This window comes from Acinetobacter sp. AOR18_HL (assembly GCF_027855145.1).
Classification (GTDB): Bacteria; Pseudomonadota; Gammaproteobacteria; order Pseudomonadales; family Moraxellaceae; genus Acinetobacter; species Acinetobacter pittii.
In genome coordinates this window covers 338,994-351,744 of sequence record NZ_JAKTIG010000031.1, presented here as the reverse complement: position 1 = coordinate 351,744, position 12,751 = coordinate 338,994, and the positions used below count along the sequence as shown (strand labels likewise).

Genomic DNA, 12,751 nt, shown 5'->3' with positions numbered 1-12,751 from the left:
TTTGTTGTCCATAAAATATTTTGTGGGTATTTGATAATTACCATACAATGATTTTTTAAAAAAGTGAATACTGATTCATAAAATGATTTACAATTCATTTTATTTGTTAGAGAATAAATTATGAGCTATAAACGATCATCTTTAATGCAAGAGCGGATGGAGCAAAATCGTAAGTCGATTTTGAGTTCAGCCAGAAAGTTAATTTCAGAGGGAGGGTTTAAAGACGCGCAAATACAAACAATTGCAGAGCAAGCGGGCGTATCAAGTGGTCTGGTTTATCGCTACTTTGATAATAAAAGCCAAGTGCTGATTGAAGTTTTGTCCGAAGCCATTAATACAGAACTATTGGTTATCGATTCGATTACCGAAAGTGATTTATCGGCAAAGCAGAAATTACACAAGGCTGTGGCAACCTTTGTAAAACGGGCACTCAATAGCCCTCAGCTTGCATATTCACTCATGTTTGAACCTGTCGATTCAACAGTTGAACATGAGCGTTTTCGTGTAAAGCAATTGATTAAACAAAGTATTAAAAAAATACTTGCGGATGGAAATGCAAGTGGTGAGTTTGTCTTGGATGATTTAAATACAGCAGCACTCTGTGTTGTCGGTGCCATGACCTATGTGGTGGTTGAACCTCTAGACCCAGCTCAAAATACAAAGTTTGATCATGCGCATAAAGACTATTTTTCAAAACAGATTGCTGACTTTTGTGTAGATGCTGTGCAGAGGAAATAGGGCATATATACGATAAACAACACAAAATAAGTAGTTTGGAAAAGTAGTTGCAGTAACAACAATTAGATCAGGTAAGAAGAGAATAAAAGAATCAAGGAGAATGATTCAATGCAACAAGAACGGTTAAGCTACGCCTCGGGACCAAGCACGCAGCCCTTATTGGGTATGACCATTGGTGAACAATTTGATCAGGCTTGTCGGCAATATGCTGAAAAGGAAGCAATCGTTAGTTTTCATCAAAACAGACGATTAACCTATAAAGCTTTACAAGATGAAGTAAACGCTTTTGCTTGTAGCCTTTTAAAATTGGGATTAAAAAAAGGTGATCGATTAGCGATCTGGTCGCCTAACTGTGTGGAATGGACGGTAACCCAATTTGCAGCTTTTAAAGCAGGGATTATTTTAGTCAATCTCAATACAGCTTATAAGAGCCATGAACTTGAATATGTGTTGAATAAAGTCTCATGCAAAGGATTGATTATTGCTTCTCAATTCAAAACGACTGATTACCAAGAACTACTCACAAAAATTGCCCCTGAGTTAACCACTTGTACTGACAAAGTGCTCAGTTCAGCGCGACTACCACATTTAAAATTTGTCATTAAAATTGATGATCAGCAACATACAGGTATTCATCGCTTTAGTGATTTGGTCACTACGCCAACATCAGAACAGTTAGAAGAGTTAAAACTATTAACCAAGCAACTTCAGTTTGATGAAACCATTAATATTCAATTTACTTCAGGTACAACAGGTAACCCTAAAGGGACCATGTTGACCCACCATAATATTTTAAATAATGGCTATTTTGTGGGGGAAGGTATTCGTTTAACCCCTCAAGATAAAGTGTGTATTTCTGTGCCATTGTTTCATTGTTTTGGCATGGTGATGGGGAATTTAGCCTGCGTTACGCATGGTTCAACCATGGTTTATCCATCGGCGGTATTTAATCCTTTAGAAACTTTAAAAGCGATTCATCAAGAGCGTTGCACGGCAGCTTATGGCGTGCCAACCATGTTTATTGCAACCTTAGAGCATGAGCAGTTTAATGAGTTTGATCTGTCGAGTTTAAGAACAGGCATTATGGCAGGTAGTCCTTGTCCACGTGAAATTATGCAGCGTGTTATAGACCGCATGCATATGTCTGAAATCACCATTTGTTATGGCATGACCGAAACCTCGCCAGTGAGTGTACAAAGCTCGGTAAATGATTCGATTGATAAACGGGTAAGTACAGTTGGACATGTTCATCCGCATGTTGAAATTAAAATTGTCGATTTAGAAGGGCAGATTGTTCCGCAAGGAACTTTGGGCGAGCTATGCGTTCGCGGTTATTCAGTGATGGCGGGTTATTGGGGCGAAGAAGAAAAGACCAAAGAGGTCATTGATGCTGCTGGCTGGATGCATACCGGTGATATTGCCGAAATGGATCAAGACGGTTTTATTAAAATTAAAGGCCGTATTAAAGATGTGGTGATTCGCGGCGGGGAAAATCTCTTTCCAAAAGAAATTGAAGATTTCTTATACACTCATCCCGATGTAAGCGATGTCCAAGTCATTGGCTTGCCAGATGCCAGATATGGTGAAGAACTCTGTGCTTGTATTATTTTGCATGAACATCATCAAATTGATGAAGACAGCATTCGCCAATTCTGCAAAGAGCATATTTCTCATAATAAAGTGCCGCGCTATGTCCGATTCTTTAATGAGTTTCCAATGACTGCTTCAGGCAAAGCGCAAAAGTTTAAATTGCAGGAAATTATGCGAGCTGAACTTAACTTAACTGGAAATGTCTTTGATTAAAGAAGTCGAAAGTCAGGTCAAAGTGCAGCAAACTATAAGTTGAAAGGCAGTTTAAATAGAGGATAAACAAAATGGCAAAAGACTTTAATAGCCCAAAGGTAGTCGAAGGATATGACGAACATATTCGTAAATTAATTCCGGGTTATGAAGTGATCCATCAACAGGTGGATGCCATTTTGCAATCAGTGTTGCCGCCAAATGCTCATATTTTAATTGTGGGCTGTGGCACGGGGTATGAACTCGAATATTTACTTAAACGTCATCCAAACTGGAAATTTACAGCAGTTGATCCATCTTTGACCATGCTGAAAAAAGCTCAGGAACAGGTTGAACTTTTAGATAAATCTTCACAAGTTACCTTTGTACATGGTGAAACTTCGACTTTGCCTCTGGAAAATTGCTTTGATGCTGCACTTTCTATTCTCGTGGCTCATTTTATTGCAGATGACATAAAACCCGTTTTTTTTAAGGGTATTTATGATCGCTTAAAAGAAAAAGCTGTTTTGCTGACCTACGATTTAATGACGTGTGTAAATCCACAACATCTTCAAGCTTTACGTTATTTATGTTTGGCACAAGGCTTAACAGAAGAACAATGTCAAAAAATGTTAGAGCGTATGGCGCAAGACTTTTTTAGCCTAACCACTGAAGGATATATAAAACTTTTAGAAAAAACTGGTTTTGAAAGTGTGCATCCTTATACGCAAATTTTGACGTATCAAGGGTTTATTGCAAAAAAATAATGGATTTGGGAAAGCGTTAATACGGATATAAAACCTGCATATTCTCAATGAGGAAGAGAATATAAAAACTGAAAAGAATTAGAAGATTTAGCTTTACTTAAAACAAATTAAAAGTGGTTTTGAGGCCGCTTTAGGGAGGTTTTGTCTAAAAAATATGATCGAAGGTTTTTCTTGTGAAAGAAAGAAAAATTTTAAGCACCTATTTTAGATAGGTACATAACAAAAAGGATGTCGAGATCTTTAAGTCGAATTAAAGATCAAAAGGAAAATTTCATGATGAAAGTTTTAAATACAACGGTTCCAAAAAGCCTGTTGGCTGTTTCTGTGACCCTGTTTGTGTCTTCTGCTTTTGCAGGTCAAACAGATCCTGAAATAGCACAACTTCGCCAAGAAGTAAAAGAACTTCGGGCGATGTTACAAGCCAATATGCAGGCGCAAAAATCTTTATCGCAAGGACGAGTGGAACTAGCAAATTCAGCGACTCCTCAAGCCGTACCCGTACCACCGCAAGGTTTAACCAAGTCTGGTGCAGAATTTAACTTATATGGTTATATACGGGCAGATGCCTCTTATCAAATGAAAGGGGCATCTACGATGTATAACAATATTAGCGGTGTTCCACTTGAGAACACGCCAGAAGAATCTGCACAAAAAGACCAGTTGCATAGTACGGTTAATGTGACACGTTTCGGGTTGAATTTTAAAACCCCGACGGCCGCGGGTGAGGTGGGCGGAAAGTTAGAAATGGACTTCTTTGGGGCAGCTACTCGTGATCAGTTTCGGATACGCCATGCTTATTTAACTTTTGATAAATGGCTCATCGGTCAAACGTGGTCAACATTTATCGCACCCGAATATTATCCGGAAACGATTGATGCGGGTACATTTGTAGGCAGTGCATTGTTAAGATCACCGCTAGTTCGCTATAGCGATAACTTAACGGCAAATACAAGCTTTGCAATATCGGTTGAAGATCCGAAATATACTGCGACCTCAGACCCAGATAATAAAATGCGTTTACCAGCGTTGGTAGGTCGCTTAAATCATAAATTTGCCAATGGCTCGATGTTGTCGGGACGTAGTTTTGTTGCCGAAAAGAGAACTAATCATGATGAGGAAGTCGCTTGGGGCGTAGGCTTGGGCGGTAAATACCAAATTACGCCCGATACATTACTCAAAGCCGATTATTACCATGTCAAAGGAGATGGGCGTTTCCTGTTATGGACTAACAGCGGCTATGCAATAGATGATCAAAACAATATGCATAGCAATGAATTTGACACCGTTTCTTTAGGCATTACTCATCAATTTACACCGCAAATTCGCTCGACTTTAGGCTACGGCTATATGAAAGCCAAAGATGATAACCGTTTTGCTGAATTACAACGTAATAGCATCACCCAAAATAAAGAGCTTTGGCAGGGCTGGGTGAATGCACTTTATAACCCATACAAACCAATTACCTTGGGCGTCGAATATGTGTATGGCGAACGAGAAACTTTTGATGGCCGTAACGGGATAGATAACCGCTTCAATATGATGGCGAGTTATGACTTTTAATTTATTCAATAAAACCTTGAATAATTAGTTTTTTCTTTAGGGTGCAGTATGTCGTTTTAAAAGATTGAATATGAATTTATCTCACAGAGGAGGTGAGTAAATGACAACATCTAAATTAAATGTAAATGAAGTTATTGATCAGGCCAGATTTACCCCTTTTCACTGGAGCATTTTACTTTGGTGTTTATTAATTATTATTTTTGATGGTTACGATCTGGTGATTTATGGCGTGGTACTGCCTTTGCTAATGCAAGAGTGGTCGTTAACAGCTGTACAAGCGGGGATGTTAGCAAGTACAGCACTATGTGGAATGATGTTTGGGGCAATGTTCTTTGGAACATTGGCAGATAAAATAGGCCGTAAAAAGGTAATTTTAATCTGTGTGACTTTTTTTAGTGGTTTTACCTTTTTAGGTGCTTTTGCATCAAGCCCACTTGAGTTTGGGGTACTTCGGTTCTTGGCGGGACTAGGCATTGGTGGGGTTATGCCAAATTTAGTTGCACTTACATCAGAATATGCGCCTAAACGTATAAGAAGTACTTTGGTGGGGAGTATGTTTAGTGGTTATGCAATTGGGGGAATACTTTCAGCATTGATCGGTAGTTATTTGGTTGAAAGTCAGGGGTGGCAAATTATGTTTTTAATTGCCGGTATTCCATTATTTTTATTACCTGTCATTTGGAAGTTTTTACCTGAGTCTTTAACCTTTTTAGTTAAGACGGGTAAGACTGAGCAAGCACAGCGCATTATTCAAAAAATTTCGCCTGAACAAAACCTAACGATCACTACGCAATTAGTGCTTAATGAAGATAATGTTCCAACAGGTAGTTCTGTAAAGGGATTATTTCAACAAGGCCGTGCTTTCAATACACTCATGTTTTGGCTCGTGTTCTTTATGTGCTTGCTCATGGTGTATGCCTTAAGTAGCTGGTTACCAAAACTCATGCTGGCAGCAGGTTATTCACTCGGAAAGAGTATTTTGTTCTTGCTTGCTCTAAATGTTGGCGCAATGATCGGTTCAATCGGTGGCGGTATTTTGTCTGATAAATTCCATCTAAAACCTGTAATTATGGGAATGCTACTGGCAGGTGTTGTTGCTTTAGTCGGTTTAGGTTTTAAGTCACCAGCCTATGTTTTATATGGTTTGGTGACTGTGGCAGGAGCAGCAACGATTGGTACTTCAATTCTTCTTTATAGTTACGTTGCACAATATTATCCACTAAGTGTGCGTTCTACTGGAATTGGTTGTGCTTCTGGTGTAGGTCGAATTGGGGCTATTGTTGGACCTATCTTAACGGGCCTGTTATTAGGGTTGGAATTACCACATAAAATGAATTTTGTGATGATCGCAATCCCTGCAATTTTAGCGCTTTTCGCCGTCATGGTTTTAAGACGATATGCAGCTGAAAAACAGCCTATTACACCAAAGCTTAACGCCGAGTTAGAGGGGAATTAATCAATATGAATACGGGTAGGAAACAAATTCCTACCTGTATCTAGATGTTTTATTGATTAACTAGTTGTTTTAAATCAACTAGGTTTGCCATTTGTTGATTACCACGATCATTCGGATGTAAATGATCTCCAGAATCATAAATTGGATTTAATCGATCGGAATGTTTTGAATCTTTTAAGCCTTGCTCAAGATCAAGAACCCCATCAAATGTTTTACTGGTTCTCATCCAGTGGTTAATGCGCTGGCGTAATTGGTCTTTATTCGGTTGGTAATAATTATCTAACGGTGTATTGGGTAAAGCTCCCGAAAATGGTAATAAGGTTGCTCCAATCACTTGAATACCTTGGCGATGTGCTTCCTCTATAATACGTTTATAACCTTGAGTGAGTGCTTCAAAAGTCGGTATTTGTTGTTTGGGTGCAAATGCGGTACCAGGCCATGAAATATCATTAATACCCACCAGAACAATTAATATTTTCACACCTGAATATTGAAATATTTCTTTTTTCAAACGATCTAAAGCACTGTCACCCATACCGTCTGTGAGTAGTCGATTTCCTGAAATTCCACTGTTAATGACCGCGACTTGATGTGGCGATAAGCGCTTAGCTAAAAAGTCGGTCCATCGAGTATTTGCGTCTAAAGTTGCAGTTGCTCCATCGGTAATTGAGTCTCCAATGACTGCAACAACATGGGCTTTACGCTTCGGTTTTACTTCTACAGCCGATAATAATAATCGTGCAGTTGTGGTTTTGGCACTGCTAGGCGTATTTAAGTTCGCAGTCTGGTTACCCGTAATGAGCCAACTGGTTTGTTTCGCATCCCAATGAAAAGTTTTAAATGTAGTGGGCTTTTCAATAAAGGTATTTACCATTAACTGCGAGTGATCTGGAACAGGGAGCTGGATTGGATCACTTATCAGTTGTTTGCCTGGTAAAATTTGTGCTTTAAGCTTTCCTGAGAAATAAACTGGATAAGCACTCTTTGATTTAAGACTTTGTCCTTTAATTAGCCCCACGGTAGTTTTATCAATATATAACGGTTGATCCCCATATTGATTTGTAAAAACGAGCCTAACCGCTTCACCACCTAAACTAATTTGACTAATTTGTTTAATGGTCTGATTCGATATTTGATCTGGAATATTGGTCGCGAAAACGAAATCTTTATTCCAGACTTTTTGGGGGCTGGCTGCCCAAGTGGTAATCCATTCGCTCTTTTGTACTTCTGCTTGTGCAAAGCTCGTAAATAAAACAAGAGAGAATAGGGCGGGTTGATAAAGTTTCATCTCGTGAACTCTTTAAAATAAATTAAAGTTATCTTGAAACAAATTACTAGCTTGTTATAGCAACATAAGCGGAATAAGATTTGTGAATGAAATTCATAAATAGATTTTGTTATGTCATATTTTGATATTAATCGGTCTGGTGAGTTGGCAATTTTTATTCGGGTAGTCGAGTTAGGAAGCTTTTCAGCAGTCGCAAGAGCTTGTGACATGACGCCGTCTGCTGTGAGTAAGTTAATTTCACGCTTAGAAAAAAGACTTGGAGTTAGACTGCTTAACCGTTCAACACGTCAGTTTCAACTCACCAGTGAAGGATGTCAATTTTATGAGCAAGGCGTTCACATACTCAATAACTTAGATGAACTAGAACAATCTGTTACTTCAAATCACATGCCGCAAGGACGAATTAGAATTCATACCAGTCTTTCATATTGGACACACTTTTTATTACCTTATATTTCTCTATTTAACGAGTGCTATCCACAAATTGAATTAGAAGCTCATTTGAGTGATGAAGTCATTAATTTAGTTGAGCAAAGAATTGATATCGCAATTCGCACAGGGCCTTTGAAAAGCTCAAATTTGGTTGCTCGCTCACTCGGAAGCACTCAGAAACATTATGTATGTTCACCTACATATATTGAAAAGAATGGTTGTCCGCAGCACCCAGAACAGTTATACGAACATCAGCTTTTAGACGTAAGCTACCAACGTCAAAATAAAACGTGGCTTTTTAAAAAAGACGATCAAGAAATCACACTTGCTCCTACTAAGATTTTAAGGGTAAATCATGGAGAAGCCATCTTACAGTTAGCGCTTGCAGGTGCTGGTATTGCACAGCTTAACCAGTTCCAAGTCAAAAAAGCTTTAGAACAAAAACAGTTGGTCAAAATCCTTGAAGACTGGAATATCAAGGCTTCAGAAGAATTTCATGCTGTTTGGATAGGACATGATAAATATGTCCCTAAGCGCGTAAGGGCTTTTTTAGATTTCTTGGTAGAGCATACAAAAGTTAGTTAATGGAGTCTTTTCTTGCGCTTAATTGACATTGGTGCATAGTTTCATTCATAGTTTCCACAAAGTGCATATTCGCATTAATATTTTGTAAGCTTACTTTGGGTAAGTTCTCTACAAACTGCGGCGAATAATGTTTTTCTAAAGAGTTATAAATACAGTTGCATTGTGAAAGTGCACGACCTGCCCAAACACAATGTGTATTAAATTCATTTTTACTGATAGACCTGCAACCTAATAAACTTATAGAACTTATTAATAGGGTGCAGATTAAAACAATACGATATAAAAAAAACATCATTATTGCTCTTCATTGGTTGTTGTTATCGTTAAGTCATGTTTATAGAAATTTTCTAGTCTTTATCGAGCGTTAAATATGGAAATATTTACTCTGAAAAGATAGGAAAGCAGAAACATAAAACTGTAGGATATTTTCTTGAAAATATTTTCAGTGAAGTCGATAACGTGATGAAGAGTAGAAGAAAAAACACGATATAAAATAATAGTCATTAGAGACTCCTTGATGAAAGAAGTTGCGCCCAATCACTGCTATTAATTATGGTGGTGAAACGAAAGAGGGTTAGCAGACTGATACCTAAGAAACCAGCACACCCGAAGGTGTCCCACTCCCGTTCCTCCGTCAAAGGCACGAGGGGCTACACACCAAAAAACTTGTTTTTAGTGCGCTTAGGTAGACGGTCTGCTAAAACCGACTGACAAAATAGGTCAGCCGGAGCATCATAAGCTGAGCCTTAAAGCGGGTCAATTGCAAAAATAAAAGATTGGTTTATATAAACAAATATTAATATTTTTAAATTTTCATTAATAAAATAATGAGTTATTTAGAATTGAAAATATTGAATAATGGTTCAATAGAGGTTAAAAAATAATTTTTAATGTTTATATATCAAATATTTATTAATTGTTTATTTATATAGTGTTTGCAATTGTTGACTTGATTCAACATAAGTCAAAAAAGAGTAGGGAATTTTGATTTTATGAATATGGCGTAATCAAATAAATAGCTGTTGCCAAATTTTAATTAAAATATCAATTGCAAGAAAAGTAATTTTTTAACATTTATTTTATTTAGCTTTTTACAAAAGCTTGCACAACCTACAAAACTTAAGAGAACCACAGCGGTAGGCCAACATAAGATAATGTTATTCATAAATCTACATCTTAAGATTTATAAGGGTGACCTCAATGTTAAGAATTTTTTGTGCAGTGAGTATGGTAGTTGCAATCGCAATGGGTATGAGTGCATGCCAAGATCGAAACTCAACAGATGATGATGGAACACATGGCTCGAATGATCCAGCAACTACTCAACAAATGGAAAAAAACTCATAATTATTTCGCTTAAGAAAACTCACATTTATGTGGGTTTTCTTATCGTTATTTTCTATAAAATATGTAACATAATAAAAAAGCAATTATATAAAAATATAAAATTAATCAATAAATTAGTCTGTTATAGTCTTTAGATCAATTTGTTGTTATTGAATTGTTGCACCAATAAATTATAGTTTCAAAAAATTAATAAAATAAACACAAGAAATTACTTATAGTCATCCAAAATTCATTTTAGTGAAGACAAATTTTTAAAGGTAAGGATATGCCCCAATACTTAAAAATAGCTGAGAAAATCTATCAAAATGTTAAAGAAAAAAAAGGGTTTACAGATGACCCTATGGAAGATCTTAACAATTTAATGATTGAGCTCAGACATGAGATTAAGGGGACAAAGCTTAAACTTTTATACAATTATATTGATTTCGCTGAATTGCTGATTAAGCCTCTTCAGGAATCTAAAATTAAATTAGATTTAAGTATTATTCCGAAGAGTAAAAACACACAAGAATTTGTGTTATGGCTTGCAGGTTTTATTGAGCGTATTACCACAGGTGGCCAAGAAAAGTTACCTCCAATTCGCGATAAAGTTGCATTGCCTGCATATGCTTATGAAGAAACATATCCTGCTAAAGAGACTCCCGTGAATAACGGAGAAGAAATTATTGAATATTTTAAGAAAAACCAAAACTGATATTTTGTTTACGTATGGCGCAAGTCTATTGTTAGGCTTTTGCGTTAAATAAATGGGAAAAACTAGTAACTTTAGTTAAGAGATAAGGTGGCGGTATGTTTGTATATTTTACTGATGGAACTTGCATTAATGATTCTGAAATTTATGGTGTAAAAGCTAAGCAAGAACAAAACAGATATGTAGTAGAAGTTACGATCAAGCCAACACATACACTATCTACAACGCCAGATGTACAATTTAAAAAAGAAATTTTTGATGATCCGCACCAAGCCAATCAATATCTTAGTAATAATTTTAATATGCCGCCGTTTTTCTAATTTATAAATATTTCAAATAATAAAAAAGCTTATTTCCCAGGGCCAATAGGAAATAAGCTATATGCTTTGGACCAATTAAGGATGTTACATGTCATCCCATGCATCTTTAATGGCTTGTTTTGCATGTTCCCATTTTAATCGGGATTCAGCTTTGAGTTCTTCCCACTTTTGTTGCAAGCTACCTTCCATATCTTCAAACTGAGTTCCTTCTTTAGATTCTGAACGGGCACGGTGACCTAGTTCATAAGCAGCAGAAAAATCACGATCATAATCCAGATCTGGCGTAGTTAATTGAGCTTCTTGATAATAAGGTCGAGTAAGATAACTTTCTCGCCAGCGAGAGTCAGAATAATTATGGTCGCCAGCTACTAGTTGAGCATGGTCTGTATTTTGATCTGTCATCAGTTTTTCCTCATCTCTTATTTAATTTTATGCTTATGTTAAATTTAGGAAGGTGAGGGCACCTTCCTAAATAAAATGAATGACCGCATCAAATGACATTTAAGTCAGCAACGGATTAGCGTTGCTGATTGTTGTTATTTGAGTTTTGTTGGCCTGAATCTTTTTGATTCGAGCCTTGTTGTTGACGGCGGTTGTCATTTTGCTGTTGTTGCTGATTGTTTTGTTGCTGTTGATCGTTTTGCTGTTGGTTGCCTTGTTGCTGCTGGTTATTACGGTTGTCGTTTTGCTGTTGTTGTTGCTGTTGATTATCGCGTTGATTGCTTTGATTATTAGTAGTGCTCATCTTTAATTACCTCATATCATTTATGATGTGTGTTTTATCTGAGAGCTTCAGATAGGTTCATTTAAACATGAAATTTTTTAATGTGTAGCTTTGGGGTGTTACCCTATATTTAAATGTAAATTTAAAAATTAAATAAAACCTTGATTTCTATAAAATGTAATTTTAATGATTAAACATAATTAATATGAATATAGTTAAAATTACATTTGGGTACATAGAGGTTAAATAAAAGCTATGATCATTTCTAAATATGTATTTGTTATCTTTTATGAAGGAAAGCTATTTTTTATTATCTAATATTATAGATTCGATATCTTGACTAATGTAATAGAGCAGTTGTCTAAGTTTAAGATAGGGTAATCCTTTAAATATACGTCTGAAATTATAAAAATTATCTTTATAATAAATGGAATAAAAAAAGGTACCTACAGGTTTTTCTTGAGTTTCAGAACCTCCTTTTTTTAATAACCCGGTACAGGCAATATAAAGATCGGCATTCAAGAGTTCTTTACCTTTTTTGATCATCTCTACAGTGACTTGCATCGACTCAGGCGTATATTTTTCAATGAGTTCTGGTGAAATATGAAGAGTGTTTTCTTTAACACGTAAGTCATAGCTGACCAAGCTACCAATAAGAATATCACCTGAATAGGGACTCAAAGAAAAGCGATAAGCTAAATAACCTGCCGAAGCACTTTCAAAAAAAGCAATTTTAATTTTTTCTTGTGCGAGTAATTTACAACATGAGTTAAACATTTGTATTCTCCTTACAATTGTTTTTAATTTAGTTATAAGATTATTTTTAATTTCTTTTTGTTAAGTTTTTAGTCTTTATAATTTTAAAGGTAAGTTAATTGTAAATATAGTTTATTGTTTATATATTTTTTATAAAAACATATAGTTAAATTATTCTAAAGGTGAGAATGTAAGTTTATGTTATTTTTTATGTTGTTGAAATATAAAGTTTTTAAAATGATGGGTTGTTTCTTAATAACGTAATATAACAAAGATAGGCTGGGATTATTGTTCAGTTAAAGTATGGT

Annotated in this window: 14 protein-coding genes; 9 read left to right on the top strand and 5 right to left on the bottom strand. The window is 36.1% G+C overall.

Features of this window, described 5'->3' with window-relative positions:
* Nucleotides 1–120: 120 nt before the first annotated feature.
* The 5 genes from MKL51_RS09830 (at nt 121) to MKL51_RS09810 (ending at nt 6,300) form a co-directional block, all read left to right on the top strand.
* Nucleotides 121–738 carry a TetR/AcrR family transcriptional regulator gene (locus MKL51_RS09830; protein WP_002114305.1) on the top strand — a complete coding sequence of 206 codons (618 nt, stop codon included), beginning with the start codon at nt 121–123 and terminating at the stop codon, nt 736–738.
* A gap of 108 nt (nt 739–846) precedes the next feature.
* A complete protein-coding gene (locus MKL51_RS09825) occupies nt 847–2,541 on the top strand; it encodes an AMP-binding protein (protein WP_017481559.1) in 1,695 nt (564 codons plus the stop codon).
* A 71-nt stretch (nt 2,542–2,612) separates the two neighbouring features.
* On the top strand, nt 2,613–3,284 hold the full coding sequence (locus MKL51_RS09820) for a class I SAM-dependent methyltransferase (RefSeq protein WP_017481560.1): 672 nt from the start codon (nt 2,613–2,615) through the stop codon (nt 3,282–3,284).
* A 276-nt stretch (nt 3,285–3,560) separates the two neighbouring features.
* Nucleotides 3,561–4,844 (top strand): DcaP family trimeric outer membrane transporter, encoded by a 1,284-nt coding sequence (locus MKL51_RS09815; RefSeq protein ID WP_080612935.1) that lies wholly within the window; start codon nt 3,561–3,563, stop codon nt 4,842–4,844.
* Between the two features lie 100 nt (nt 4,845–4,944).
* Nucleotides 4,945–6,300 carry an MFS transporter gene (locus MKL51_RS09810; RefSeq protein ID WP_017481562.1) on the top strand — a complete coding sequence of 452 codons (1,356 nt, stop codon included), beginning with the start codon at nt 4,945–4,947 and terminating at the stop codon, nt 6,298–6,300.
* A gap of 49 nt (nt 6,301–6,349) precedes the next feature.
* Here MKL51_RS09810 and MKL51_RS09805 read toward each other — a convergent pair whose 3' ends face one another.
* Nucleotides 6,350–7,588 carry an SGNH/GDSL hydrolase family protein gene (locus MKL51_RS09805; protein ID WP_017481563.1) on the bottom strand — a complete coding sequence of 413 codons (1,239 nt, stop codon included), beginning with the start codon at nt 7,586–7,588 and terminating at the stop codon, nt 6,350–6,352.
* A 111-nt stretch (nt 7,589–7,699) separates the two neighbouring features.
* Here MKL51_RS09805 and MKL51_RS09800 point away from each other — a divergent pair, with 111 nt between their 5' ends.
* Nucleotides 7,700–8,605 (top strand): LysR family transcriptional regulator, encoded by a 906-nt coding sequence (locus MKL51_RS09800; RefSeq protein WP_017481564.1) that lies wholly within the window; start codon nt 7,700–7,702, stop codon nt 8,603–8,605.
* On the opposite strand, the gene MKL51_RS09795 is transcribed toward MKL51_RS09800, so the two are convergent.
* Nucleotides 8,598–8,900, bottom strand: coding sequence for a hypothetical protein (locus MKL51_RS09795; protein ID WP_016806122.1), 303 nt, complete (start codon nt 8,898–8,900; stop codon nt 8,598–8,600). The two genes, MKL51_RS09800 and MKL51_RS09795, sit on opposite strands and share 8 nt — an antisense overlap.
* A gap of 905 nt (nt 8,901–9,805) precedes the next feature.
* On the opposite strand from MKL51_RS09795, the gene MKL51_RS09790 reads away from it, so the two are divergent.
* The 3 genes from MKL51_RS09790 to MKL51_RS09780 all read left to right on the top strand — a co-directional run bounded on the left by MKL51_RS09790 (nt 9,806) and on the right by MKL51_RS09780 (nt 10,963).
* The gene (locus MKL51_RS09790; RefSeq protein ID WP_005069891.1) at nt 9,806–9,952 is read left to right on the top strand and encodes a hypothetical protein; all 147 of its coding nucleotides are present in this window, start codon (nt 9,806–9,808) and stop codon (nt 9,950–9,952) included.
* Nucleotides 9,953–10,217: 265 nt separating this feature from the next.
* On the top strand, nt 10,218–10,646 hold the full coding sequence (locus MKL51_RS09785; protein ID WP_017481565.1) for a hypothetical protein: 429 nt from the start codon (nt 10,218–10,220) through the stop codon (nt 10,644–10,646).
* A gap of 95 nt (nt 10,647–10,741) precedes the next feature.
* On the top strand, nt 10,742–10,963 hold the full coding sequence (locus MKL51_RS09780) for a hypothetical protein (protein WP_002114549.1): 222 nt from the start codon (nt 10,742–10,744) through the stop codon (nt 10,961–10,963).
* 84 nt (nt 10,964–11,047) lie between these two features.
* Here the strand turns inward: MKL51_RS09780 and surA1 are convergent, their stop codons facing one another.
* The 3 genes from surA1 to MKL51_RS09765 form a co-directional block, all read right to left on the bottom strand.
* Nucleotides 11,048–11,365: a surface antigen protein 1 gene (surA1, locus tag MKL51_RS09775; RefSeq protein ID WP_000132045.1), complete on the bottom strand. Its 318-nt coding sequence runs from the start codon at nt 11,363–11,365 to the stop codon at nt 11,048–11,050.
* 115 nt (nt 11,366–11,480) lie between these two features.
* Nucleotides 11,481–11,708, bottom strand: coding sequence for a hypothetical protein (locus MKL51_RS09770; protein ID WP_016141364.1), 228 nt, complete (start codon nt 11,706–11,708; stop codon nt 11,481–11,483).
* Nucleotides 11,709–11,987: 279 nt separating this feature from the next.
* The gene (locus MKL51_RS09765; protein ID WP_014206459.1) at nt 11,988–12,464 is read right to left on the bottom strand and encodes a CinA family protein; all 477 of its coding nucleotides are present in this window, start codon (nt 12,462–12,464) and stop codon (nt 11,988–11,990) included.
* Nucleotides 12,465–12,751 lie beyond the last annotated feature (287 nt).

Bases quoted from the DNA above. Each gene is read 5' to 3' on its own strand.
- MKL51_RS09780 (WP_002114549.1), top strand. From the start codon at position 10,742: ATGTTTGTATATTTTACTGATGGAACTTGCATTAATGATTCTGAAATT.
- MKL51_RS09785 (WP_017481565.1), top strand. From the start codon at position 10,218: ATGCCCCAATACTTAAAAATAGCTGAGAAAATCTATCAAAATGTTAAA.
- MKL51_RS09805 (WP_017481563.1), bottom strand. From the start codon at position 7,588: ATGAAACTTTATCAACCCGCCCTATTCTCTCTTGTTTTATTTACGAGC.
- MKL51_RS09795 (WP_016806122.1), bottom strand. From the start codon at position 8,900: ATGATGTTTTTTTTATATCGTATTGTTTTAATCTGCACCCTATTAATA.
- MKL51_RS09830 (WP_002114305.1), top strand. From the start codon at position 121: ATGAGCTATAAACGATCATCTTTAATGCAAGAGCGGATGGAGCAAAAT.
- MKL51_RS09820 (WP_017481560.1), top strand. From the start codon at position 2,613: ATGGCAAAAGACTTTAATAGCCCAAAGGTAGTCGAAGGATATGACGAA.
- MKL51_RS09825 (WP_017481559.1), top strand. From the start codon at position 847: ATGCAACAAGAACGGTTAAGCTACGCCTCGGGACCAAGCACGCAGCCC.
- MKL51_RS09815 (WP_080612935.1), top strand. From the start codon at position 3,561: ATGAAAGTTTTAAATACAACGGTTCCAAAAAGCCTGTTGGCTGTTTCT.
- MKL51_RS09810 (WP_017481562.1), top strand. From the start codon at position 4,945: ATGACAACATCTAAATTAAATGTAAATGAAGTTATTGATCAGGCCAGA.
- MKL51_RS09790 (WP_005069891.1), top strand. From the start codon at position 9,806: ATGTTAAGAATTTTTTGTGCAGTGAGTATGGTAGTTGCAATCGCAATG.
- MKL51_RS09800 (WP_017481564.1), top strand. From the start codon at position 7,700: ATGTCATATTTTGATATTAATCGGTCTGGTGAGTTGGCAATTTTTATT.
- MKL51_RS09765 (WP_014206459.1), bottom strand. From the start codon at position 12,464: ATGTTTAACTCATGTTGTAAATTACTCGCACAAGAAAAAATTAAAATT.
- MKL51_RS09770 (WP_016141364.1), bottom strand. From the start codon at position 11,708: ATGAGCACTACTAATAATCAAAGCAATCAACGCGATAATCAACAGCAA.
- surA1 (WP_000132045.1), bottom strand. From the start codon at position 11,365: ATGACAGATCAAAATACAGACCATGCTCAACTAGTAGCTGGCGACCAT.